Origin of the sequence: Bacillus sp. KH172YL63, assembly GCF_011398925.1 — a bacterium.
Classification (GTDB): Bacteria; Bacillota; Bacilli; order Bacillales; family Bacillaceae_B; genus Rossellomorea.
Map to the genome: position 1 here is coordinate 892,019 of NZ_AP022842.1, position 21,648 is coordinate 913,666.

The following is a 21,648-nucleotide window of genomic DNA, read 5'->3' on the forward strand; positions in this document are numbered from 1 at the left end:
AGTAAGAATTTTCAAAAAAAGGTGGTGGTTGGATGGGAGGAGTTGGATCGTTTCCTTATCCTTTCAAGGGGGATGTGTACCGGTACTCGAATAATTCGATTCCTTTGAAGGACGGCTGCTGCGTGGAGGTGACCTCGAGGTACAGGGAGGAGATCGAACTGAAACGGACATTACTCAAGCGTCATCCTGAAAGGTGCTATCAGTCTCAGCCCCATACATTGAAGGCTCAATGGGAAATCCTCGAGCTGATCGCAGAACAGTTGGTTTCACAATACCCCGACCACTTTTCCCTTCTGAAAACCGGGACGGAATGGACATTCCATAACCGCTTATTACGTGAAAAGCATTCCTTTACGTTCGGGGATGAAGCGACTTTACCTTTAGAACCGCTCGACTTTATCGGTCGCCATGTACAAGAGGATGTGATCCTCATGATGCAGCGGGATGGGGATCTGTACCTGGACGGGGGGCAGCTGTGTTTTCCTGCGAATTGGTCCCTTGCCTTCAATACGGGGATGAGTTTCAGGGAAATCCATCATCCGATCCCCGGGTTTAAAGAGGAAGGGTTGGATCAACGGATTTCGACGTTTCTGATGAGAATGGAGGCGGGAGACCCGTGGGTCCGTCGCAATTGGTCGCTGATGGCGGGTGACAGGCTTGATTCGTCCCTGGAAACCTTCGATGAATGGGGAAAAGGGCGCACCGAAGTCACCGATGAAAATGTCGGGAAGTTCGTTCATATGAGGGTGGAAGTGCAGAAGCTCTTCCGGCTGCCAGGCAGCAATGCCATCCTCTTCACGATTCATACCCACCTTCTTTCGCTTGAAGCGTTGTCGGCCAATCAAGTGCGGAGAAATCAATTCCTTCATATCCTTGAGGAGCTTCCAGATGAAATTGCAACGTACAAAGGCATCACCCTTTTCAAAGATAAAGTCATACATTATTTGAGAAAAAAGCAGGTGATCAGTTGAAAGCTTCAACATCACCAACATATGTGCCGAATAAGCGGAAATATTTATTCGTTGGCGATCAAGCGGGCATGTCGATCCTCATGCCCCTGATGCAAAAGGCATTGAAGGAGGATACGCCCTTTGAAGCTGTGTTTACAGGGGACAGGGAAGAAACGGATCTCACCTCATGGCTTCAAAGTCAAAAAATGGGGTGTTATTTATACATAGCAATGAACTGGGATGCGCTGACGTTGATGATGAAGACAGCGGGGGCATGCGGGTTTTCGGAAGAGGAAGCCCAATATATCGGTCACGGTGTGAAGGAGATCCGGGTGTTCTGCTGCCGCTGTCATCATGTCACGACCGTGTATGAACACCTTTCTGGTGGAAAAGTGACGTGCAGGTCGTGCCAGGTTTTGCTGACGGTATCTGATCATTATTCCCCGCGAAGGGAGTCTTATCTTGGATATATAACGAGCGGAGGGGCTAAGGAGTGATGGACCGTTGAATCCACAGGAGAGAATATCTGTGCAGATCGATAGAATCATAGAGGAAACAAAGGGAGTGAAGCGGTTCTCCCTCGTTCCTGCATACGGTACCGGACCGCTTCCCCGTTTCAGCGGCGGTTCCCATATTACGACTTTTATAGAATCCGGGAATCAACTCATTGCCAGATCCTATTCCTTAACGAATTCCCCAAGTGAGAGGGAGTCTTATGAAATCGCCATTTCATTAAGCAAAACATCCCAGGGCGGCTCCAAGTACTGGCATGAGCAGGTGAAGAAGGGGGACGTACTGCAAATCAGCCATCCGAGAAATCATTTCCCATTAAGCTTCAAAGCCAAGCACCATGCCTTCTATGCAGCGGGAATCGGCATCACCCCCTTTCTGTCCATGATGGCAGAACTTAAGAGGGACGGACCTTCCTTCGAGCTCCACTATGTGACGAAATCCTGTCAGGATTGCCCATTTTATTCGTACCTGATGGAAACCTATCCTAAAGAAACACGTTTTTATTTTTCAGAGGAGAAAAGATTGACCGGCTCGAGCCTGTGGGAGCATCGGATCGGGACCCATGTCTATTTCTGCGGGCCGTCTTCGTTTATCGAAGCATTCACGAACACAGCATTGTCAATTGGCTACCCGGCCTCCGCGATTCATTTCGAGCGATTCACCCCACCGGAAACCTTGCACAGCCACGCTTTCATCGCAGAAGTGAGCAGCGGGTCCATCGCTGTCTCTGAAGGGGAAACACTGCTGGATGCACTGCTTGCAGCGGGGGTGGATGCCCCGTATTCATGCAGGGCAGGCAGGTGCGGTACGTGTGAGGTGAACGTATTGGAGGGGGAAATCCTCCACGGGGATTCATTTTTGAGTGAACAAGAACGGGAAGAAGGGCGATCGATTCTCACCTGTGTCTCCCGTGCGAAGAGGGAAAGAATCGTCATTGAGCTGTGAGAGATGATGGAATTGGCGTCTAAGAAACAATGAAACTTTAAAGGTGGTCGTTCATTTTGCAACAATGCAGCAACTGTGCTTCCTCATTTACATGGAAAAGCATCTACCGTTATATGCTGGGGCATTTATTCACCCCCCTGTCCTGCAGTCACTGTGGACAGGAGCATACAATCACAATAAGGGGACGGTTCATAAATAGCATACTGACCATATGCCCGGCGTTGTTATTCATGCTGTTCCTTTCCCCCTTCCATTCTATGTTTGCAACACTCGGCATCGGATTGTCACTGATATTCGCCGGAACGCTTCTGACACCTTTCATGGTGACATTTAAGAAAGCTGAAGAAAGTGTGGCAGATAAATGAGCAGCACCAATATTATTTTCACTATGTACCTCATGGTGTTTGTGTTGGCTGCTGTCATAAATGCTGTGTACTGTTCCATCATGATGAAAAGGACAGGTTTATTTTTCTCCCCTGCAGTGATTGGCGGATTGATCAATGGGTTATTGGTACTGGGAGCACTCTGGGGGTGGTTTTACTTCGCGTGGCCCCTAAATGAATTCCTGTTCTTTGGAGGAATGGTTCTGGGTGTGTGTATGTTTGTGGCAGGGGAATTCATCATAGTTGTCAGTTTGGTGATTAAAAAGAAAAAATCGTCATTGTAACAAAGAAATCTAAACCGGAAGTGATCCATTGTTAAAGAAAAGTTTCAAGTACCCTTTTATATATTTTGTTACAGCAATCATTTATCAAGTAATCGTATACAGACAAGTTCGTTGGATAGAAATTTTCAGCATCTTTTTTCTACTGTACCTGGCAGGTCTCTTCGTCCATTGGTCAGACAAGCCCTTCCAGTATAGGAGAAAAAAGCAGAATGAAAAGGAGGTAAAAGAATGATTAAAGGCATCGGCGGCATCTTTTGGAGAACGAAGAATATCGAAGTATTAAAGCAATGGTACAGTGACGTGTTGAAGATGGATATGGAAGCTTGGAATGGGACCATTATTCAACCTCAGCCGGAAACAGAAACGATTTTTTCTCTTTTTAAAGAGGACGACGATTACTTCCCGACAGGACAGCAGGTGATGCTGAACTTCCAGGTGTATGATCTGGACGAGGTGATAGAGCATCTCGGGAAAGTGGGGGTGCCTCTTGAGAAGGAAAAAGAGGTGAGTGAATTTGGACAGTTCACCTGGATCAAAGACCCTGAAGGCAGATTGATTGAGCTGTGGGAGAAGTAGGTCTTTGTCTTGATGCAATTCAATCGGGATGAGTGGATGCTAAAAAACACGCTCTAAAGGGCGTGTTTTTTTCGTATGTGAAAATTGATTTTCACCAAAATACGAACGAATCAGCAAAAACTTACCAATATATAATATCCACACAAAAAGGGGGATGAAGATTGGTAAAGGAAGAAGAGTTGAAGACAATCATTGCAAAAGTGAAATCCGGCAATCAAGAGGCATTCGAAGAGCTGTATGACGCGACGGTCGGCGATGTTTATAAAAACGTTTATTTTCTCCTGGATCATAAAGGCGTAATCGATGACCTTGTCCAGGATATTTACATCCATGTTTATCGCAGCTTAAAGAAGTACAATCCTGACCGGCCGTTTAAGCCATGGCTCATCGGTGTGGCTGTCAACCAGGTCAAATCATATAGGAGAAAGGACTGGATGCACGGACGTCTTTCGAGGAAAGCGGCAGAAAATGAGAGATGGAAGGAAACTAGAGCAGACATGATGGTAGAGGAAAACGATGACTTGTACAGGGCGGTCAACGCACTCCCATATAAGTTGAAGCAAGTCATCATTCTTCGCTACTTGAATGACTATACTCAAGAAGAAATCGCGGCCGTTCTCAATATCCCCCTCGGAACGGTAAAGTCCAGAATCCACGCTGGATTGAAAAGGTTAAGGACAGTATCCGGAGAACAGCAAATCCTGTTGAGAAGGGTGGATGAATTATCGTGACGATTGATGAAAAGTTGAAGAATTGTCTGCAGGAAAGGGGAAGTAGGGTCACGCCCCCACCGGGATTGAAAAGTGAAGTCATGGACCACATCAACAGCAGGCAGAAAAGATGGAAACGGAGATTGGCAACAGGTGCGGTACTGCTCATGTTCTTTGTCCCGACAACAACGATTGCATACCAGTCCTACGGGGCCGACAGCCTCTACGGGTCCTATGAAAATCTGAAAAAACATATTTCCACTGCGACAATGAAGGGCTATTTCCTCCTCGACGCCAAATTTGCACAGGCACAAGGGGAGTTGGAGGAAGAAGAGTATGAGGAATTTAAAGGATTGCTGAAGGAAGTCACCGAGGCAAAATTAACGTATGCCGATTCCTACGGGAACATCGACTACACAAAAATCCCTGCAGAACGTGTAAAGGAAATGCGGAACGTGCTTGTTGCGATCCAACCGTATTTTGATCAGTTGAACAGCCAGCCATCAAGCAAAGAAGTACTGACGGCAGAGGAATACAGCACATACATTGATGCTCTTATGCTGTATGAAACCATTCTTTCGCAAAATGAAATCGATACTTCGAACGGAGTGAACGTGGAGGAGTTACCAGAGGGATCTCAAGAGATCTTCCTAGAAGTAAGAAATTATCTAGAATATGTTAATGACAAACAAATCGACTCCGCTGAGTGAAACCAACAAAAAAAGACTCAGACAACATACATCTGAGTCTTCCAGCTTACTTGCCAAGCATGGCCATGACGCCTTTAAAGATTAGGAAGAGAGAAAAAATTAGAATTGCTAAAATGCCGATGATGTCAGTGACAGGAGCAACACTTTCTAAGAACGTGCCATCCAATGGAACTTTTAATAATGCAAAACCGGAAACAATTCCCGCAAGCAGTAAAAGTATAAAACGATCCATCTTGTCATCCCTCCTCTCAATGAATTATATGTATGTAAAGAGAGAAAGATGATGCCGGGAAAAAATAAATGCAAGATTTTCCGGAGGAGATCTATATCTTCTTTATCTGCTCCTCTTCCAATTCTTCCTGAGCGTCTTTTACCAGTTGAGGGGAATCCTTGATGACCTTCCCGATATAGATGAAGCCTGCCACAGCGATCCCTGTCATGATCCAGCTCAACGCCTGCTGCAGGATGATCCCTTTATCAAATGCTTCGACCCCGTATTCGATGATCAGCCATGCTTTAATGGTCGCGAGGATCCCGCTTCTTAGCGCAAAGCTTAATGTGATCCATTGAAAGATACGGTACACAGGCTTTTTATAGTAAAGTCTCTTACTGAAAGCCCGGTCAAACCCCTGGAGTTCAGCAAAATCTATCCCGAAGTACAGGGGAAGGGGCCTTCTGATGATCATGGTGAATAAGAAAATCAAGCATAGTGCAGCAGCATAATACACTTGATTCCACAGCAGCTGCAGGGAAGATCCGGCGAGTACATCGATGAGGGTACCGGCAATCAGCGTGATTAATATAAACAGGCCGAACACATTCAACTTCTTCATTTCAATAAAGCGGTACACGGTATAAATGATTCCTGGAACAGAGGATAGAAGCATGGCATAATAATCCCCGGTGTAATCCCGCGTTACATTCCACATGAACAACGGCAGGGCTACATAAATCATCAAATCAAGCAGTATGATATTTTTCTTCAACATAAACAGCCTTTCATATTGGGATGATACTATCGAAACGGTTGAAACGCTCATAAGTTTCAAAATGTTGTCGATTATTTCCATATGCTTATTATAACAGGATGGTATGATGGATAGTGGAGAGTGTGGTCAATGTCACTTGTACAGACAGCAGGCCATTTCCTAAATTGTTAAAATTCTTATTGAGATTCCTTCTCAATTACACTATACTAGTGAATAGTAATGAGAATCATTATCGGATGATTCGGAATGTTGAGAGGGGTTACATAGAATGAAAAGACCATGGAAAGTATTATCTGCATCTGTACTGGCTTCTTCACTGGTGCTTGCAGGTTGTATTAATGACAAAGAAGATACAAAAAAAGACGAACAAAAGGCAGAGGAAACGAGCAAGTCAGCAAGCAAAGTCGGTGTATCGGATTACTCATTCGATACGGCGGGCAATATGTTTGCGTATGCAGAGTTTGAATTATCAGGAGAGCCGCTTGCAGAAAGCCTTGGCCTGGATTTGGATATATTGGATATCAATGCGATCGATGAACCGACACCATTTGATTACACAGCAGGTGTTGAGTCCTATGAGTACTCAGAAGAAGCGATGTATGAAGTAGTCGAAAAATCAGGACTCGGCCTTCACCTGATCAATGGTCCTGCGGTGGGGACGCTTCAAAATGGCGCGACGGCCGAGGAAAAGCTGGGCAACCGTTTTTATGAGTTGGCAGATGCAGTCGGCTATCCAAAGGAAGAGATTTTCCGTAATATGTTCCCGACATTCATTGAATACTCAAAAGGTGATCCACACTATGCTGGCAAAGTCGATACGAGTGAGTACGCATCGAATGATGATGGCAGTTATGTACCTATGTATCAAGTAAACTTCGAATCTCTCCGCTGGGATCGGGATAAAATGGAGAAAACCCTCGTCCCTTCAGCGTACGGTGCAACTTTCCTTAAGCAGGCGCTGTGGGCTGGAGACTTCATGGGCGGATTCCATACAGTCGACGGAGATGAAGAACTTGCAGGTGAAACATCCAAAGATGATGACGATGCAAATGTTGCCCTTGGGGTAAGCTCGGCGGATGGATTCCAGGGTGCGGTCCTGACGGAAGAAATCTGGAATAAAGTGAATTACATTTCAAATGAACTGTTTGTGGATGGTTCGACAGGTGCATTGACGGCTGCCGGATCAGGAAGTCAATATGACCCTGCAAAAGGTTTCGTCTACCTGCCTCACAGTATAGAAGTGACGGAAGACGGGAAGCAGGCCCCGATGGCTAAGTCTCTTTCTGTCAAAGATTCAAACAGTATGCTTCAGGATCAATGGATGATGCTGTGGCCAAGCTCCGAGTTCTTTGGCATCACGGACCAACGGGAAAGCAATCCAAACAAGGTCCCTTCGTTCCAAGCATTATTTGACGGTGCCCCGTATCCTTCTGCACCAAAGGAAAATACGGATGACTCAGCTGATAACGACGTGAAAGGGACGGACCCGTTCACAGCAAATCAGAACGTCATGCTCCATGTGTTTAAAAATATCGATGCCATGCATTTCAACGATGAGTTGGGTGTGTTCGTCAACGAACATGATGGAAAAGAGCAAGGGACGTATATGGATACATTCCAGGCAGGTTACACAATGGAATCGATGCGTATCTTCCAGCGTGCCATTGATGGACTTCCAGTCGGATATGCTTCAGGTGAATCCGCGGAAGGATTAAAGACGTCTGAAGGCAAACGTGCACTTGATATGATCAGCAAGCAGGCAGACTTCATCATGAATGAATTGATGTTGGATTCAGGGCTTGTCGCAAAAGGCTATGATGTGAAAGACGGTGCCGACAAAGACGTAACGTTAGATGCCCAATTAGGTGCAATCAGAGGCCTGACAGCTGCTTACCTGGCAACAGATGAAGAGAAGTACCGTGAAGCGGCACGCTCAATCTACGCTGCGATGGATTCACAATTATGGGACAATGAAATGAAAGCATACGAAACATCGAAAGGGAAAATGGATTATACGCCTTATACAGCAGGTGCCCTTTCTGCAACGTACCGTGTTGCCCTGCAAAACTTAAGCAACAAGGAATCGGACGCTGAAGCGCCGGAAAGCCTGGAAATCGATGCAATCACGTCACGATACAGTGATTTTTACAATACAGTCATTGACGGTCCAAGCCTTGAAGAAGGCATGCAGGCAAGTGAATTCTGGGATACGGGAGATTACTATGAGAGTGACAATGCATCCGGAAATACTGATGGAGACAATGTCCCTCAGATTCAAGCCGGTCATGGTGAAAATGGCATCGCCCCAGTGTTGCTTCCTGTAACAGTCGAAAAACGATAAAGAAGGGATCCTATGAAAAAGTTGATAGGATATGCAGCGGCGTTTCTCTTAGCAGGAACGCTTGTTGCATGTTCCGTTCAAACCATAACCGATGACAAACCAAGCTTCGATTCAGTAAGAAAAGAAGCTGTGAACAGCGATAACATCCTTCAAAATCAAGAAGGCACAAAACTGTATGTCGCCAATCTTGATGCCAATACGGTTTCCATAGTGGATCAGGCGGGCAGGAAGGTAGAGAGGGAGATTCCGGTCGGAAGAGAGCCGGTGCAGGTGGCACTATCACCTGATGAAGACAGGCTCTATGTATCTTGCCGCTACGATAACCGGATCGACGTCATTTCCCTGAAAGAAGGGAAGGTCATAGATTCCTATGAAGTGGGCTCTGAACCGTTTGGGCTCACAACCAGTCAAGATGGAAAAACCTTATATGTGTCGAATTTTCGTGAAAGCACCATCATGCTCATTGATGTGGCAAGTGGAGAGGTGACAGATACGATCCCCGTCCACGATCGCCCGAGGACGCTGGCATTGACAGCTGACGGCAAAAAATTATACATTCCCCATTACCTAACCGGGGAAATATCGGTTATGGATACCGAAAAGAAAAAAGTGATGAAAACAATCAAACTGGCAGACTCGCCTGATGTATCAGACCGGAAAAAAAGCCAGGGAATCCCGAATACGCTTGAACAATTCGTGATCGCCCCTGACGGAAAAACGGCATGGGTCCCGCATCTTGTGACCAATGTAGATACGGCCATTCATTTTGAAGAAACAATCTTTCCCGCCATTTCAATTATCGACCTTGAAAAAGATGTGGAAATAGTGGATAAGAGGAAAGAACTCTTTGATGAAATCAATGTACTCGATTCCAAAAATGAAACTATGATCGTGTCTAACCCATACGATATCGCCTTTCAAAACGATGGTTCAAAGGCATATGCCATCATGTCGGGAAGTGAAGATCTGGTCGTCTTCGATCTAAAGCGGGGAGGAAATGCGACCCAGATCTTACGGAGAATCGACGGGGATAATCCCCGGGGAATTGCATTGAGTAAGGACGGGGAAACCCTTTTTGTCCATAATGCCATGAGCCATGATATTGCAACCATCGATTCAGGTGGTGCATCCACCCATTCAAGGGCGAGGAAATTGGACGACAATCTATCCCTGATCGAGAAAGATCCCCTTGATCCACAGGTGAGAAAAGGGAAAACGATTTTCTACAGTGCCAACAGCGACGAGTTTGAAGCAGACATCACAGGGAACAACTGGATGAGCTGTGCCTCTTGTCACAGTGACGGTGAAATCAACGGATTGACCCTGATGACCGGAAAGGGCCAGAGAAATGTCCCTACAAACACACGGACCGCCGAAACCGGCCTGTTCCTGTGGGACGGGAGCCGGGACGACTTCACCGATTATCTCTTGACCGTCCAGGGGGAAATGGGGGGCATGATGGATTATGAACCAGGTGAAGCATTGCCTCCGGAAGTCGAGAAGATGTATGACGATCTGTTCGCCTTCCTGAAAGAGCCGACATCTTTCCCTGTACCCCAAAGCCCGTATAAGGAAGACGGGGCATTGACAGCTTCTGCTAAAGAAGGAAAGGCTCTGTTTGAAGGGAAAGCATCTTGCATCTCCTGCCACAGCGGGAGCCAGTTCACAGACAGCGTAAAAGCGGTCGACGATGACGGAAAGCTGACAACGGACATAACCGCATACCTTCATGATATCGGGACGTCAAATCAGTATGATGTCTCATCAAAAGGGGACGCACGGGCAAAGTTTACCAATCCGCGGGATGGATTAAGCTTTGACACGCCAAGCCTTGTCGGCGTCTGGGCCACCGCTCCCTACTTCCACGACGGAAGCGCCGCAACAATCCAAGAATCGATCGAACGTCACCAATACGAAGAAAAAGCAGAACTAAGCAAAATCGAAATGTCCAAGATCGCTGATTATGTGCGGTCGCTGGATTGATTTATTAGAACCTGAGGAGAAATCCTCAGGTTTTTGTTATGTGCGGTGGAGTCTGTGCATGGAGATCCAAATTTTATCGGTGAGCGGGAGTTTTTTAGGGGAATCGTCATGAAGAGTGACACTTTATGAGCGGCAATTGTGACCTGTTGAATGGCTAGAGCCTTTTCAAGAGTTATAATCCGTCCTGCGATGAGCTTATCGGCGAAATAATCAATATAACGGCGAAATCCTCGATTTAACGGCGAAATTTCCAATATAACGGCGAAATACAGAATATAACGGCGAAATCCCAATTTTATCGGCGAACGGGGGTTTTTGGGGAATCATCATGAAGAGTGACACTTGGTATGAGCGGAAAATGTGATCTATTTAATGTCTACGGCCTGTTCAAGAGTTATAATCAGTCCTGCGAAGAGCTCATCGGCGAAATCCCGATTTTATCAGCGAACGCCCCATTTTCAGCAGCTCACCCCAAAGAAATATCCTCAGGATGAGCAGCTCAATATAACAATCCTTTTATAGAATAAGTGCCCGGTTCTTCCTATGCTCTTTCCGCAACGGGGCCGTTCTGTGGAGCCTTTTCTCTTCGTCCGATTGTGGGATGACTTTCGGGACGGGTTTCGGTTTTCCTTCCTCATCAACGGCGACCATCGTGAGGAATGATTCGGTTGTCAATGTTTTGACACCTGTCACCAGGTTGGTGGAGTGTACTTTCACATACACTTCCATGGAGGTTCTCCCAGTGGAAGTGACATAGGCTTCCAGGCTTAAGGCATCACCCACGGTAGCAGATGACAGAAAATCGACTGAATCGATCGATGCCGTGACAACGACCGAGCTGGAATGCTTCATGGCGGATAATGCCGCGATTTCGTCAATATAGGAAAGGACTTTTCCTCCAAAGATGGTTTGCATATGATTGGTGTCCGGAGGCAGCACCAACTTGGTTTGGACGGTTCTCGAACGTTCTGCAGAATGAGCCATGTTTTCATCTCCTATAAGTAGATTTGAAATAAAAAAGAGGCTGGGACATAACTAGCTTCTAATTAAAAAAAGATGAAATTGAGCTCGCTCAATTTCATCTTTTTCTATTTTCACGTGATCATTCTTCTATACCATTAGCTATTGGCAGTGAATTTTCTCAAATTCACTGCCAATAATGCCATGCCCATTTCATTTTCGACCTTCGATTTTCCTCGTACAGAAAATCGAGTGAAACGCAAATTAGCTTTCAAAAATCCAAAAACTGGCTCGACATCGATTTTACGTTTTCGATAGATGGCCCCAGTTTTTTCTTCTGAAAGCTTAGATTTTACATATTCTTTTTGTTGTTCCCACAGTTCATTCACCATGAGTTTTCGATTATTTCCTTCTTTTGCTTTCGTACATGATGAACGAAATGGACACCCAAAACAGTCTTCGCACTCATAAATTTTGAACTTCCGTTCATAGCCACTGCGATCACTGCGGAGAGAATGATTTTTAAATTGAAGACGCTTATGATTTGGACATGTATATGTATCCGTCTCCTCATCATACTCCCAGTTCTCAGGATTAAGTATACTTTGTTTGTACTTTTTCTTTTGTTCCTTTTGATACATGTTATACGTAATAAGCGCTTCGCGTTTCACTATAGTTTTGTTCGCTGCCATAACCCGCATCCGCGACGATGTGTTTTGGCAACTCGAAATAATCCTGCTCAATCTTATCAAGGAATGGAATTAATGTACGGGTATCTGTTGGATTTGAAAACAAACTATAGGCTAGCGTGTATTGACCTTCTGTGGCAATTTGTACATTATAACCAGCTTTCAATTGTCCGTTCTTCATATAATCATCTTTCATTCGCATGAATGTCGCATCGATATCTGTTTTAGAATAGCTATTTCGTGTTCCGAAGGTCTTAAAATCTTGTTGGTATTTCTGTTTGCGTATGAGAAAATCTATCAGTTTTTTTCGGACTTGCTTTGGATATTTACGCTCACTTCTTAATGCTTTTCGTTCTGAAGTATCAGAGGTAGCTTCAATGTGTTGATCATATTCATTTACGACTTCGTCTACTTTTCGAACTAATTGAGCGAGTTCTTCCACAGACAATTGTTCCGAGGTTTCACGTTCAATTTCGGGAATAATTTCATTTTTAAGCAGCTCAGTATATAACTCATTTGATTTTTCGATCAAACCTGTATGATATTTTTCGATGGACTTTTTCCATACAAATGTGAATTTATTGGCGTTCGCTTCAATTTTTGTACCATCAATAAAAATCGCTTCTTGGTCAATCAATTTTTCTTCAACCAATTGACAACGGAATTGGACGAAACATTCACGAATGACATCTTTCACTTCAGGCTGGACACGGAATCGGTTGATGGTGCGATAACTTGGTTCATATCCTTGTGCTAGCCACTTCATACGGATACTGTCTTTTAAAAGTGCTTCAATTTTACGTCCTGAAAAGACAGATTGTGTGTAGGCGCACAGAATAATCTTAAGCATCATGCGAGGATGGTAGGCAGGACACCCTTCATTTCGAAGAAATGGTTCAAATACTTCATGAGGGATGCTTTCAACTAAATGATGAACATGGAATGCAATATCATTTTTTTGCAAATTCACTTCTAAATCTAAAGGCAAAACAATTTGATTCATGTTATAATTTTTAAACATAAGGACCCTCTTTTCGGATGGAATTTTGTGTGGTAACTTTATTTTATCAGAAGAGGTCCTTATTTTAATTTAAAAATAATCAAAGCCGGTGAAATTTTACTTGTCGTAAAATTTCACCGGCTTTTTCATATCAGAGGAGGGTTTTGTCCCAGCCTCGGCTATTCCATCGGAACGATCAGGACCGTTTGGATTTCTGATCGATGTACCATTAGCGCAACACCCTCCTATCTCCCGTAGGATTTTCTGTGTTCTTCCCGATTGGCAGGTCTCCTGGCTCGGCTTCACCGCTCCCATATCCCTTCCCATTCCGAATCGGAACAGTGGTTTCATATGTGAACTCAGCCTTACAGTGGCGGGACCGCGCTGGATTTACACCAGCTTCCCTTTTAAGAAAATGATATAAGCATCATTTCCACCAATGAGCAATGATTAAATTGTGAACACTATCATTTTATCATAGAAATGCAAGGTGAGTGTGGCGTCCTATGATAAAATAAACCAAAAGGAGGCAGTCTAAAATGAAAACATATAAGAAATGCCAAAGCTGCAGCATGCCTATGAAAAAGGCGGAAGACCGTGGAACAGAAGCGAGCCTTGAGGTCAGTCCGATGTATTGCAAACATTGTTATCAAGAAGGGAAGTTTCAACAGGATGTTTCGGTTGATGAAATGAAAGCATTCGTCAAAGGGAAATGCATAGAAATGGGTGTGCCGTCTTTTTTATCAGGTATGTTTGTGAGAAATCTCCACAAACTTGAAAGATGGAAGTAAACCTTTCGGGGGTGTGGAAATCACATGTTGTACAGTGAACAACAGAGACAAATCAATAAAGTAGTCCATTACATAGATCATCATCTGACAGAAGACCTTTCTTTAACACGATTGGCAGAGGTCTCTACTTATTCCTCCTACCATTTTCAACGTTTGTTTAAAGAAATCATCGGGGAAACGCCGGCAGGATATGTGAAGAGAATCCGATTGGAGCTCGCTGCACATATGCTCATTTATGAACCGCAGCTTGGGGTTACAGACATTGCCATGAGCTGTGGTTTTTCTTCCCTCTCCTATTTCACTTACTCATTTAACGCATATTTCAAGGAGAGTCCAAGAAGCTGGAGGGAAGGAGCGTATTTGGAACGGTTTCCCCGGGAGTACTTCAACCGCAAGAAATCTAAACTTTTCAGCACAAAAACGAAAGAACCTGATCAGAAAGAATCTTATAATGAATTTAAATGGCTGGAGCTATCGAAAGTGAAGACGGTTGGTTTTCCGGAATGTGATACCGTCAATCGTTATCATCAGGGCTCGTACATCGATGCGATCCCGGAAACGTGGCAAGAGCTGTACCGCTGGGGGAATGCCAGAAATCGGATGAACGAAACTTCGTTCATATTCGGTGTCCCGAAGAGCAACCCTTATATCACCCCGCCGGAAAAAAGCAGATATGAGTGCCGGCTGGCGGTCAGTGACTTGGACCCGGCAGAAGGAGAAGACCTTGTGCATTTTCCAGGCGGGCTGCATGTGGTATATGAGTTCGATGAACCTGTGGGCTATGAGGAGAGAGGCATGCTGATTGAATGCTACTCAGAGCTTTACAGCTACTGGCTGCCGCAAAGCGGGTACAGGTATCTTGGTAATCCGGTTGAACTCATAATCTTTGATACGAAAAAAGGGACCCTTGAGGTTGACTGCAGGATTAAAGCGATCGCTTTGGCCATTGAACCGAATTAATGGAGGAATTGTCATGATGTTTGATGTGAATGTGTCCGCTTGGATAGCGGGAGCCGTGCTGTATATGGTGTACGGGGGAATTTATTATTCGATATTACTGGGGAAGAAAGACCAAGCGCAGGGCGGTGCGGTCAAATACGTGGTTGCCGTGTTGGTCGCCTTCATCAGTTCATTCTCAGTCGGCCTGCTTATACAGATGACAGGAGGAGAGAATGCCGCTGAAGGAGCTTTGGTTGGGGGAATCATTGGCCTGCTTATCGGGCTTGTTTATTTGAAAAATGCACTGTTTGGCATGATCACCAGACGTATGTTTATAGTCGCCATAGGTGATCACCTCGTCATTTTTACGCTGCTTGGAACGCTGCACGGATTATTTTTATAGTATTTCAGTTTGAATCTATCAATGGTTCAGATTTTTTTATGGAAAATCAGGGAATCCGCCTAATTTTTTGAAACTTTCCCCTCTTTGGCTCCGTATATAGTAGTGTAGCCAGCACTTTTATTTACGATTAAATCAGAGGAGAAGCTGATTTAAACAAAATGTCGAGAGGGGTTGTCAGAATGCTAGAATCATTGAGTGTGATCGGATTTTTGATTTTCCTGATTCCGATCCTTATTATTGCGGCGATCGTAGGGGTGGCGTATTATTTCTGGATGAGATTCCGCTACCGTACTGCGAAGTCGAATCAGGCACTGATTATCACAGGACCGAAACTTGGGGATCCTGAAAAAGAATCGAATATCTTCACCGACCAGGAAGGCCGTTCGATGAAAATCATCCGCGGCGGTGGTTACAGATTAAGACGTTTCCAGACGTCCACACCTGTCAATCTTACTTCCTTCCAATTAAAATTATCGACTCCGAGAGTCTACACGAACGGCGGGGTGCCGATCGTCGCTGATGCGGTGGCGATGGTGAAGGTTGCCGATACGCTGAACGGAATCGCAAACTATGCCGAGCAGTTCCTTGGCAAAGATCAAAAAGAAATTGAAGATGAAATCATCGAGGTACTCGGAAGTAACCTCCGGGCGATCCTTTCGAAGATGACGGTTGAAGACATTAACAGCAATCGAGAAAAATTCAATGCCGATGTATCTGAAATCGCACAGCAGCAGCTTGATTTAATGGGCTTCAAAATCACGTCACTGGGTCTTACCGACATTCGGGATGCCGACGAAGAAAATGGATACTTAAAAAACCTTGGGCGCCCACGTATCGCAGAGGTTCGCAAGCAGGCTGAGATAGCGGAAGCAAACACAGAGCGTGAAACTCGTATCCACCGGGCCCAGACCGATCAGGAAGCGAAGGAAGAAGAATACAAACGTCAAATCACGATTGCAGAATCGAAAAAAGAAAAAGATATCAAAGACGCTGCTTTCAAGGAAGAAACAGAGCGGGCAAGGGCGAAATCCGAACAGTCATATGAACTGGAAAGGGCAAAGCTTGCCAAGGAAGTAAAAGAAGAAGAATTGACCCTTCAATTCCTTGAGCGCGAACGTGCCGTCAAATTGGAAGCGGAAGAGTCCAAGGTACGTAAAACAAAAGCAGATGCAGATTACTACGAAACAACACGCCGGGCAGAAGCAGAAGCCCGGAAATCGGAAATTGATGGGGAAGCGAAAGCGAAGATCCGCAGGGAAGAAGGTTCTGCCGAAGCAGATGTCATCCGTGAACGTGGTAAAGCAGAAGCCGAATCCCGCAAGCTCCTGGCAGAGGCAATGGAAAAGCATGGAGATGTCATCATCACCGAGAAGCTGATCGAAATGCTGCCAATCTTCGCAGAGAAGATCGCCCAGCCGCTTAACAACATCGATTCAGTCAAGATCATCGATTCCGGAAATGGTCAGGGTGTGCCTTCCTTCGGGAAAAGCATCACGAGAACGATGCTCGATATGCAGGAACCACTCCGTGAAATGACTGGCATTGATGTAGGCGAATTGCTGAAGTCGTATGCAGGCAGAGCCAACGAAAGACCTTATCAGCCGGCCATTTCCGAGTCGGCAGACAATGAAGTGGCAGCAACGACCGAAGAGCAGGAAAAAGAGCCTGTGGAAGCAGGTCAGGGGAAGTAAACCAGTAGAAAAAAGAGATGTCTCGTGGAGGCATCTCTTTTTTTACATGTAAAGGGCAGCAGCTCCTCACTCTACAACCGCGACCTCAATATGCCTCGCTTCCTTCACATCAAATAACCCCATATCGGTCAGCTTGAGCTCTGGAATAACCGGCAGTGTAAGGAAAGAGAGGGTTAGGAACGGGTTGAAATCCCCTCTGAACCCCAATTCACCAAACCCACGCTTCAATTGTTGAAGGCCTGCAGCCACATCTTTATACGATCCGTCAAACATCAATCCCCCAATCGGTAAAGGAAGGGATGAGAGGACCTTTCCGTCCTTGACCATCACGAGACCGCCGTTCATTCCCTCCAGCTCAGAAATCGCTTTGAGGATATCGGCATCATTCGTACCTGAAGCCACGATGTTGTGGGAATCATGGGCAATGGTCGTGGCGATGGCTCCTTCCTTCAGGCGGAACCCTTTTACGATACCAAGGCCGATGTGACCGGTCAGCTTATGTCTTTCAACGACAACCATCTTCAGCTGATCCTCTGTCGTAGAAGGGATGAAGTTGCCGCCATCCACCTGCATAGTGTCAGTCCGTTTGATCGTACTGAGCTGGTTTGGGATGATTTCAATCATATGAGCTGAGTGAGAAGGACCAATCGGTATCATCAGGTCCTGTTCTGTGATATCCGGGATCTTCACCGTGGATGTAAGGGTTCGGGAAGGCTGCTGCTTCTTGATCTCCCCGCCTACCCAATGCCCGTGAAAGGCGACTTGTCTGCCGGCTTTATAGACTTCGGAAATGTCCAGTGTTTCAAGGTCATCAAGGAAGATGAAATCGGCTTCGAATCCGGGGGCAATGGCCCCTTTTTGAAGTAAACCATAGCATTCTGCTGCATTGAGGGAAGCCATGGATATCGCCAATAATGGATCAAGCCCCTCGGCGATTGCCAGTCTGATGCAGTGATCGATGCTTCCTTCTTCGATTAAGTCGTCAAGATGCTTGTCATCGGTACAGAACAGGCATCGCCGGGCATTTCGTTCATTCACGACGCCGATGAGTGAAGCCAAGTCTTTTGCAACAGAGCCTTCACGGATCAACACATACATCCCCCGCTGGAGGCGTTCCAACGCTTCAGACACGGTCGTGCACTCATGATCGGTCCGGATGCCAGCAGCCCTGTATACATTGATGGCGTTGGAGTCGAGTCCTGCCAGGTGCCCGTCCATGTGAGGGGAGGACGGTGTGGTGGCGATGATTTTATCCACGATATGGTCATCGCCCTTTTGCAGGGAAGGGTAGTCCATGACTTCCGCGAGACCGAGGACACGTTCATGCTCGTAGAAGGGTTTCAAGTCGCTTGCGGATAACGTGGCACCTGAATGTTCAAAGGGAGTGGCAGGCACACAGGACGGGAGCATAATGAACACATCCAACGGTATGCCTTCAGAATCGTCCAGCATAAATTGGATGCCTTTCTCACCGGCTACATTCCCAATTTCGTGTGGATCGGTGATGACCGTCGTGACGCCATGAGGCATGACGACTTTTGCGAATTCAGAAGGAGGGACCATCGAGGATTCGATATGGACGTGGGCATCGATGAAAGAAGGGCTCATATACCGTCCTTTTGCATCGATGACCTCCCTGCCCTCATACTCGCCGATCCCGACAAACATGCCGTCGGTCATCGCCACATCCCCTTCGATGATGGATAGGTTGAACACATCGATGATTTTTGCATTTTTTATCACGACGTCCGCCGGGATGGTTTTATTTGCAACTGCAATCTTTTTCTTCAGTGTTTCTTTTTTCGTACCCATGAAATCCTCTCCTTATCAATGAAAAAACCCCGGGATGGCCCCGGGGTTTGACATATAGAGAGAAGAGCAGGGACTTCTGTCGCTGCTCTCTCTCGTAGTCAAACCATTTACGGTGGCTTGGTAGAAACTTTTGGACCATATTTCCAATATTATACGAGTTTATAGATGAAAGTATTTATCAAGATTACCTCACATTTTATATGCACCGAAAGCACTGTGTCAATGGTCAGTTGATCGTGAATCAGCGGGGGTGTTGTGTGTCCTTCACGGCATGGGTCCGGGGTAACGGCAAGGGAGGTGAACTTTTACCATAAAAATCCTTTACAGCTCATAGTTTTCCTTTACTATTAAAGATAGAGTTTTCTGATAAAATATCCTGGAGGTAAACATGAAGCTGAAAATTTTACATACCAATGATGTGCATAGTCATTTCGATTCATTTTCAAAAGCAGCATCATTTATCAAGGAGAATACAGACGAACATACAATCATCCTGGACGGGGGAGACTTCGCAGACTTCCGGAGCATCGAGCTTCAGGGAACAAGGGGAATGGCCGCAATCGAACTGCTGAAAGAAGTGGGGTATGATGCTCTGACGGTCGGCAATAATGAAATGTTTAACGGACCCGGGACGCTGCAGCATATGGCAGGGAACAGTCCTGTCCCCTTCATCAGCAATAACCTGTACTTGAAAGATCAATCAGAGATCAACGGGGTGAGTCGGAGCATCATCCTCGAGAAGAATGGCTTGCGCCTGTTCATCACAGGATCATCGCCTGATTTAGGGGTTTTCAATGATGGGCTCGGTGTACATCTGACAGATTACAAAGCAGCCATTCAGGAGGAAATCGAACGGAATCGGGGGAAATATGATCTTGGCATCCTCCTTAATCATGTGGGCACGATGGCCGATGAAGAGCTTGCAGAAGAGCTTGATGGGATCGATGTGATCATTTCTGCACATGATCACGTCCTGTATCCACAAGCAAAGATCGTGAACGGAACGGTGATGAATAGTGCCGGCTGCTACGGGGAGCACGTTGGCGTCATTGAACTGGAGATCTCAGAGATTGGAATTGAACTGCTCCGGGGAGAGACGGTTTCCATCCAGTCCTATCCGGTTGATGAAGACATCACACACATCATGAAAAGAAATAAACAGCGGGCGATCGACGTATTAAGCGAGCCTCTGTATACATTGGCACAGCCTCTTTGGCATGATGTGATCGAAGAGAATCCCCTGAGTAACCTCATCGCAGACGGTCTCAAGGATATGCTGAAGTGTGACATTGGGTTGATTAACGGCGGGATCGTGAATGCCGGGATCTTTGATTACATCAGCAACAAGAAACTCATTGAAATCTGTCCATCACCGCTAAATCCGACGTCCTTTGAAATTCAAGGCAAACATCTTAAGCAGGCGATCGAGGAATCAATGGACAGCCAGGTGTGCTTGGCAGATGGAAAAGGACCGGGCTTCCGGGGCAAATTCGTCGGCAGCCTCCACCTGTCTGGGGCGGAGATCATTCATGACGGAAAAGAGGGAATCCGCATCCTGATTGGAAACGCACCTTTAGAAGAAGACACATGGTACTCTGTTGCATCTTCCGATTATTTGCAGCGGGGATCAGGTTATCCATCTCTCGCTCATGGACGCAATGACCGCTATTTGCCTGAAGAAATCCGTGATGTGATCCGCCTGTATGCCGAGAAGAAAGAGTGTGTGGAAAAAGCGCAGGTGAAACGTTGGAAAAAGGCGAGTAACGTATTGGCATAGGTCAAAAGAAGAGAATGGACATGGAGGAGCATAATGATGGGAGAATTCACACTGATCGACGCATATCAAAAAGCCGAGCATTCACTGCAAGGCCATGGAAGACGAAATCTCGATGTGTTGAAAAGAGCATTGGAGTCCGTGGACGGAGAGATGGAAAGTGATATTTACGGCGCGGGTAAAATAATCGAAGACTTTCAAAAGAAGATGGCACAATACCTGGGAAAAGCGTCTGCTGTATTTTTCCCAAGCGGGACGATGGCTCAGCAGATTGCCCTCAGGATCTGGTGTGATCAAAAGGAACTTTATAAAGTGGCATACCATCCGCTCAGTCATCTTGAAATCCATGAAGAAGATGGCTTGAAGAAATTACACGGTATCGAGCCGATCCTGCTTGCCGATAAGGACCAGGTGATCACTTTGGAAGACGTGGAGGATATGGGGGAAGAGGTTGCCTGCCTGCTGCTTGAGCTTCCACAGAGGGAGATCGGGGGCCAGCTGCCGACATATGAGACACTCCAATCGATTTCAAGACACTGCAGGGAAAAGGGGATCAAGCTTCATTTGGATGGTGCCCGGCTCTATGAGATCCTTCCGTATTACAGGAAAACGGCGGAAGAGATCTGTTCCTTGTTTGACAGCGTGTATATTTCATTTTACAAAGGAATCGGCGGACTTGCCGGGGCGGTCCTGGCGGGGGATGAGAAATTCACCGAAGAATCGAAGGTGTGGAAAAGGCGGCACGGGGGAGATTTGATCAGCCTTTACCCGTACATCATCAGTGCGGATTATTACTTTGACGAGCGGATCAGCAAAATGGAAGAATACTATGACGGGGCAAGGGAACTCTCTGCTCACTTCAATGCTTGCGAGGGCGTATCGACAGTACCTGAAATCCCTGTCTCCAACATGTTCCACGTCTTATTCCAATTTCCCAAAAAACAAATCGAAGAACTGTTAATTCAGTTGTACGAAGCAACAGGAATCGGTATGACCGGCTACGTAAAAGAAGTCAGCCAGCACGAATGTACCTATGAAGCCACCATAGGCGACCAATACGCACACATCCCAAAACAAAAACTGGAAAACTTCTTCACCCTGCTGGACAGAAAACTGAAAGAACTGCAGGCGGAATAAAAACAGTTATCAACATACCAATGAACAAAAAGCATCGGGAAAAGCCCGATGCTTTTTTGTTGGGTGAG

At 45.9% G+C, this 21,648-nt stretch carries 20 protein-coding genes, 1 pseudogene and 2 riboswitches; of the genes and pseudogenes, 16 read left to right on the plus strand and 5 right to left on the minus strand.

The window, feature by feature from the left end; all coding sequences use genetic code 11:
- The first annotated feature begins 32 nt into the window (after window positions 1–32).
- The 8 genes from KH172YL63_RS04370 to KH172YL63_RS04405 all read left to right on the plus strand — a co-directional run bounded on the left by KH172YL63_RS04370 (window position 33) and on the right by KH172YL63_RS04405 (window position 5,071).
- Window positions 33–971, plus strand: a complete 939-nt coding sequence (locus KH172YL63_RS04370) for a heme-dependent oxidative N-demethylase family protein (protein ID WP_173104972.1) — start codon at window positions 33–35, stop codon at window positions 969–971.
- Entirely contained in the window at window positions 968–1,447 is a 480-nt protein-coding gene (locus KH172YL63_RS04375; RefSeq protein ID WP_173104973.1) for a dimethylamine monooxygenase subunit DmmA family protein, read from the plus strand. The genes KH172YL63_RS04370 and KH172YL63_RS04375 overlap by 4 nt, the downstream gene beginning before the upstream one ends.
- Window positions 1,448–1,478: 31 nt before the next feature.
- Complete coding sequence (locus KH172YL63_RS04380; protein ID WP_173104974.1) at window positions 1,479–2,408, plus strand: PDR/VanB family oxidoreductase; 930 nt, start codon at window positions 1,479–1,481, stop codon at window positions 2,406–2,408.
- 56 nt (window positions 2,409–2,464) lie between these two features.
- The gene (locus tag KH172YL63_RS04385; RefSeq protein WP_173104975.1) at window positions 2,465–2,773 is read left to right on the plus strand and encodes a TIGR04104 family putative zinc finger protein; all 309 of its coding nucleotides are present in this window, start codon (window positions 2,465–2,467) and stop codon (window positions 2,771–2,773) included.
- On the plus strand, window positions 2,770–3,075 hold the full coding sequence (locus KH172YL63_RS04390; RefSeq protein WP_173104976.1) for a hypothetical protein: 306 nt from the start codon (window positions 2,770–2,772) through the stop codon (window positions 3,073–3,075). Before KH172YL63_RS04385 ends, KH172YL63_RS04390 begins: the two co-directional genes overlap by 4 nt.
- Window positions 3,076–3,303: 228 nt before the next feature.
- On the plus strand, window positions 3,304–3,651 hold the full coding sequence (locus KH172YL63_RS04395; protein WP_173104977.1) for a VOC family protein: 348 nt from the start codon (window positions 3,304–3,306) through the stop codon (window positions 3,649–3,651).
- Window positions 3,652–3,812: 161 nt separating this feature from the next.
- The gene (locus KH172YL63_RS04400; protein WP_173104978.1) at window positions 3,813–4,382 is read left to right on the plus strand and encodes a sigma-70 family RNA polymerase sigma factor; all 570 of its coding nucleotides are present in this window, start codon (window positions 3,813–3,815) and stop codon (window positions 4,380–4,382) included.
- Complete coding sequence (locus KH172YL63_RS04405) at window positions 4,379–5,071, plus strand: DUF3600 domain-containing protein (protein ID WP_232066121.1); 693 nt, start codon at window positions 4,379–4,381, stop codon at window positions 5,069–5,071. The genes KH172YL63_RS04400 and KH172YL63_RS04405 overlap by 4 nt, the downstream gene beginning before the upstream one ends.
- A 46-nt stretch (window positions 5,072–5,117) precedes the next feature.
- On the opposite strand, the gene KH172YL63_RS04410 is transcribed toward KH172YL63_RS04405, so the two are convergent.
- Window positions 5,118–5,303, minus strand: coding sequence for a hypothetical protein (locus KH172YL63_RS04410; RefSeq protein ID WP_173104979.1), 186 nt, complete (start codon window positions 5,301–5,303; stop codon window positions 5,118–5,120).
- Between the two features lie 91 nt (window positions 5,304–5,394).
- On the minus strand, window positions 5,395–6,060 hold the full coding sequence (locus tag KH172YL63_RS04415) for a VC0807 family protein (RefSeq protein ID WP_232066122.1): 666 nt from the start codon (window positions 6,058–6,060) through the stop codon (window positions 5,395–5,397).
- A gap of 268 nt (window positions 6,061–6,328) precedes the next feature.
- On the opposite strand from KH172YL63_RS04415, the gene KH172YL63_RS04420 reads away from it, so the two are divergent.
- Together KH172YL63_RS04420 and KH172YL63_RS04425 are read left to right on the plus strand one after the other, a co-directional pair.
- On the plus strand, window positions 6,329–8,401 hold the full coding sequence (locus KH172YL63_RS04420; RefSeq protein ID WP_173104980.1) for a hypothetical protein: 2,073 nt from the start codon (window positions 6,329–6,331) through the stop codon (window positions 8,399–8,401).
- Between the two features lie 12 nt (window positions 8,402–8,413).
- Complete coding sequence (locus tag KH172YL63_RS04425) at window positions 8,414–10,384, plus strand: c-type cytochrome (protein WP_173104981.1); 1,971 nt, start codon at window positions 8,414–8,416, stop codon at window positions 10,382–10,384.
- Window positions 10,385–10,900: 516 nt separating this feature from the next.
- On the opposite strand, the gene KH172YL63_RS04430 is transcribed toward KH172YL63_RS04425, so the two are convergent.
- Together KH172YL63_RS04430 and KH172YL63_RS04435 are read right to left on the minus strand one after the other, a co-directional pair.
- Window positions 10,901–11,368: an acyl-CoA thioesterase gene (locus tag KH172YL63_RS04430; RefSeq protein ID WP_173104982.1), complete on the minus strand. Its 468-nt coding sequence runs from the start codon at window positions 11,366–11,368 to the stop codon at window positions 10,901–10,903.
- Between the two features lie 134 nt (window positions 11,369–11,502).
- Window positions 11,503–13,054, minus strand: a pseudogene (locus KH172YL63_RS04435) (IS1182 family transposase).
- Between the two features lie 243 nt (window positions 13,055–13,297).
- A riboswitch (cobalamin riboswitch) is annotated at window positions 13,298–13,489 on the minus strand.
- A gap of 83 nt (window positions 13,490–13,572) precedes the next feature.
- On the opposite strand from KH172YL63_RS04435, the gene KH172YL63_RS04440 reads away from it, so the two are divergent.
- The 4 genes from KH172YL63_RS04440 to KH172YL63_RS04455 all read left to right on the plus strand — a co-directional run bounded on the left by KH172YL63_RS04440 (window position 13,573) and on the right by KH172YL63_RS04455 (window position 16,857).
- Window positions 13,573–13,824: a zinc ribbon domain-containing protein gene (locus tag KH172YL63_RS04440; RefSeq protein WP_173104983.1), complete on the plus strand. Its 252-nt coding sequence runs from the start codon at window positions 13,573–13,575 to the stop codon at window positions 13,822–13,824.
- Between the two features lie 24 nt (window positions 13,825–13,848).
- The gene (locus KH172YL63_RS04445; RefSeq protein WP_173104984.1) at window positions 13,849–14,784 is read left to right on the plus strand and encodes an AraC family transcriptional regulator; all 936 of its coding nucleotides are present in this window, start codon (window positions 13,849–13,851) and stop codon (window positions 14,782–14,784) included.
- 13 nt (window positions 14,785–14,797) lie between these two features.
- A complete protein-coding gene (locus tag KH172YL63_RS04450) occupies window positions 14,798–15,166 on the plus strand; it encodes a DUF1761 domain-containing protein (RefSeq protein WP_173104985.1) in 369 nt (122 codons plus the stop codon).
- Window positions 15,167–15,345: 179 nt separating this feature from the next.
- Window positions 15,346–16,857: a flotillin family protein gene (locus KH172YL63_RS04455; protein ID WP_173104986.1), complete on the plus strand. Its 1,512-nt coding sequence runs from the start codon at window positions 15,346–15,348 to the stop codon at window positions 16,855–16,857.
- A gap of 66 nt (window positions 16,858–16,923) precedes the next feature.
- On the opposite strand, the gene ade is transcribed toward KH172YL63_RS04455, so the two are convergent.
- Window positions 16,924–18,669, minus strand: a complete 1,746-nt coding sequence (ade, locus tag KH172YL63_RS04460; RefSeq protein ID WP_173104987.1) for an adenine deaminase — start codon at window positions 18,667–18,669, stop codon at window positions 16,924–16,926.
- A 75-nt stretch (window positions 18,670–18,744) separates the two neighbouring features.
- Window positions 18,745–18,846: riboswitch (purine riboswitch) on the minus strand.
- A gap of 211 nt (window positions 18,847–19,057) precedes the next feature.
- On the opposite strand from ade, the gene KH172YL63_RS04465 reads away from it, so the two are divergent.
- Together KH172YL63_RS04465 and KH172YL63_RS04470 are read left to right on the plus strand one after the other, a co-directional pair.
- Window positions 19,058–20,446, plus strand: a complete 1,389-nt coding sequence (locus KH172YL63_RS04465; protein ID WP_173104988.1) for a bifunctional metallophosphatase/5'-nucleotidase — start codon at window positions 19,058–19,060, stop codon at window positions 20,444–20,446.
- Window positions 20,447–20,479: 33 nt separating this feature from the next.
- Window positions 20,480–21,580, plus strand: coding sequence for a threonine aldolase family protein (locus tag KH172YL63_RS04470; RefSeq protein WP_442858752.1), 1,101 nt, complete (start codon window positions 20,480–20,482; stop codon window positions 21,578–21,580).
- Window positions 21,581–21,648 lie beyond the last annotated feature (68 nt).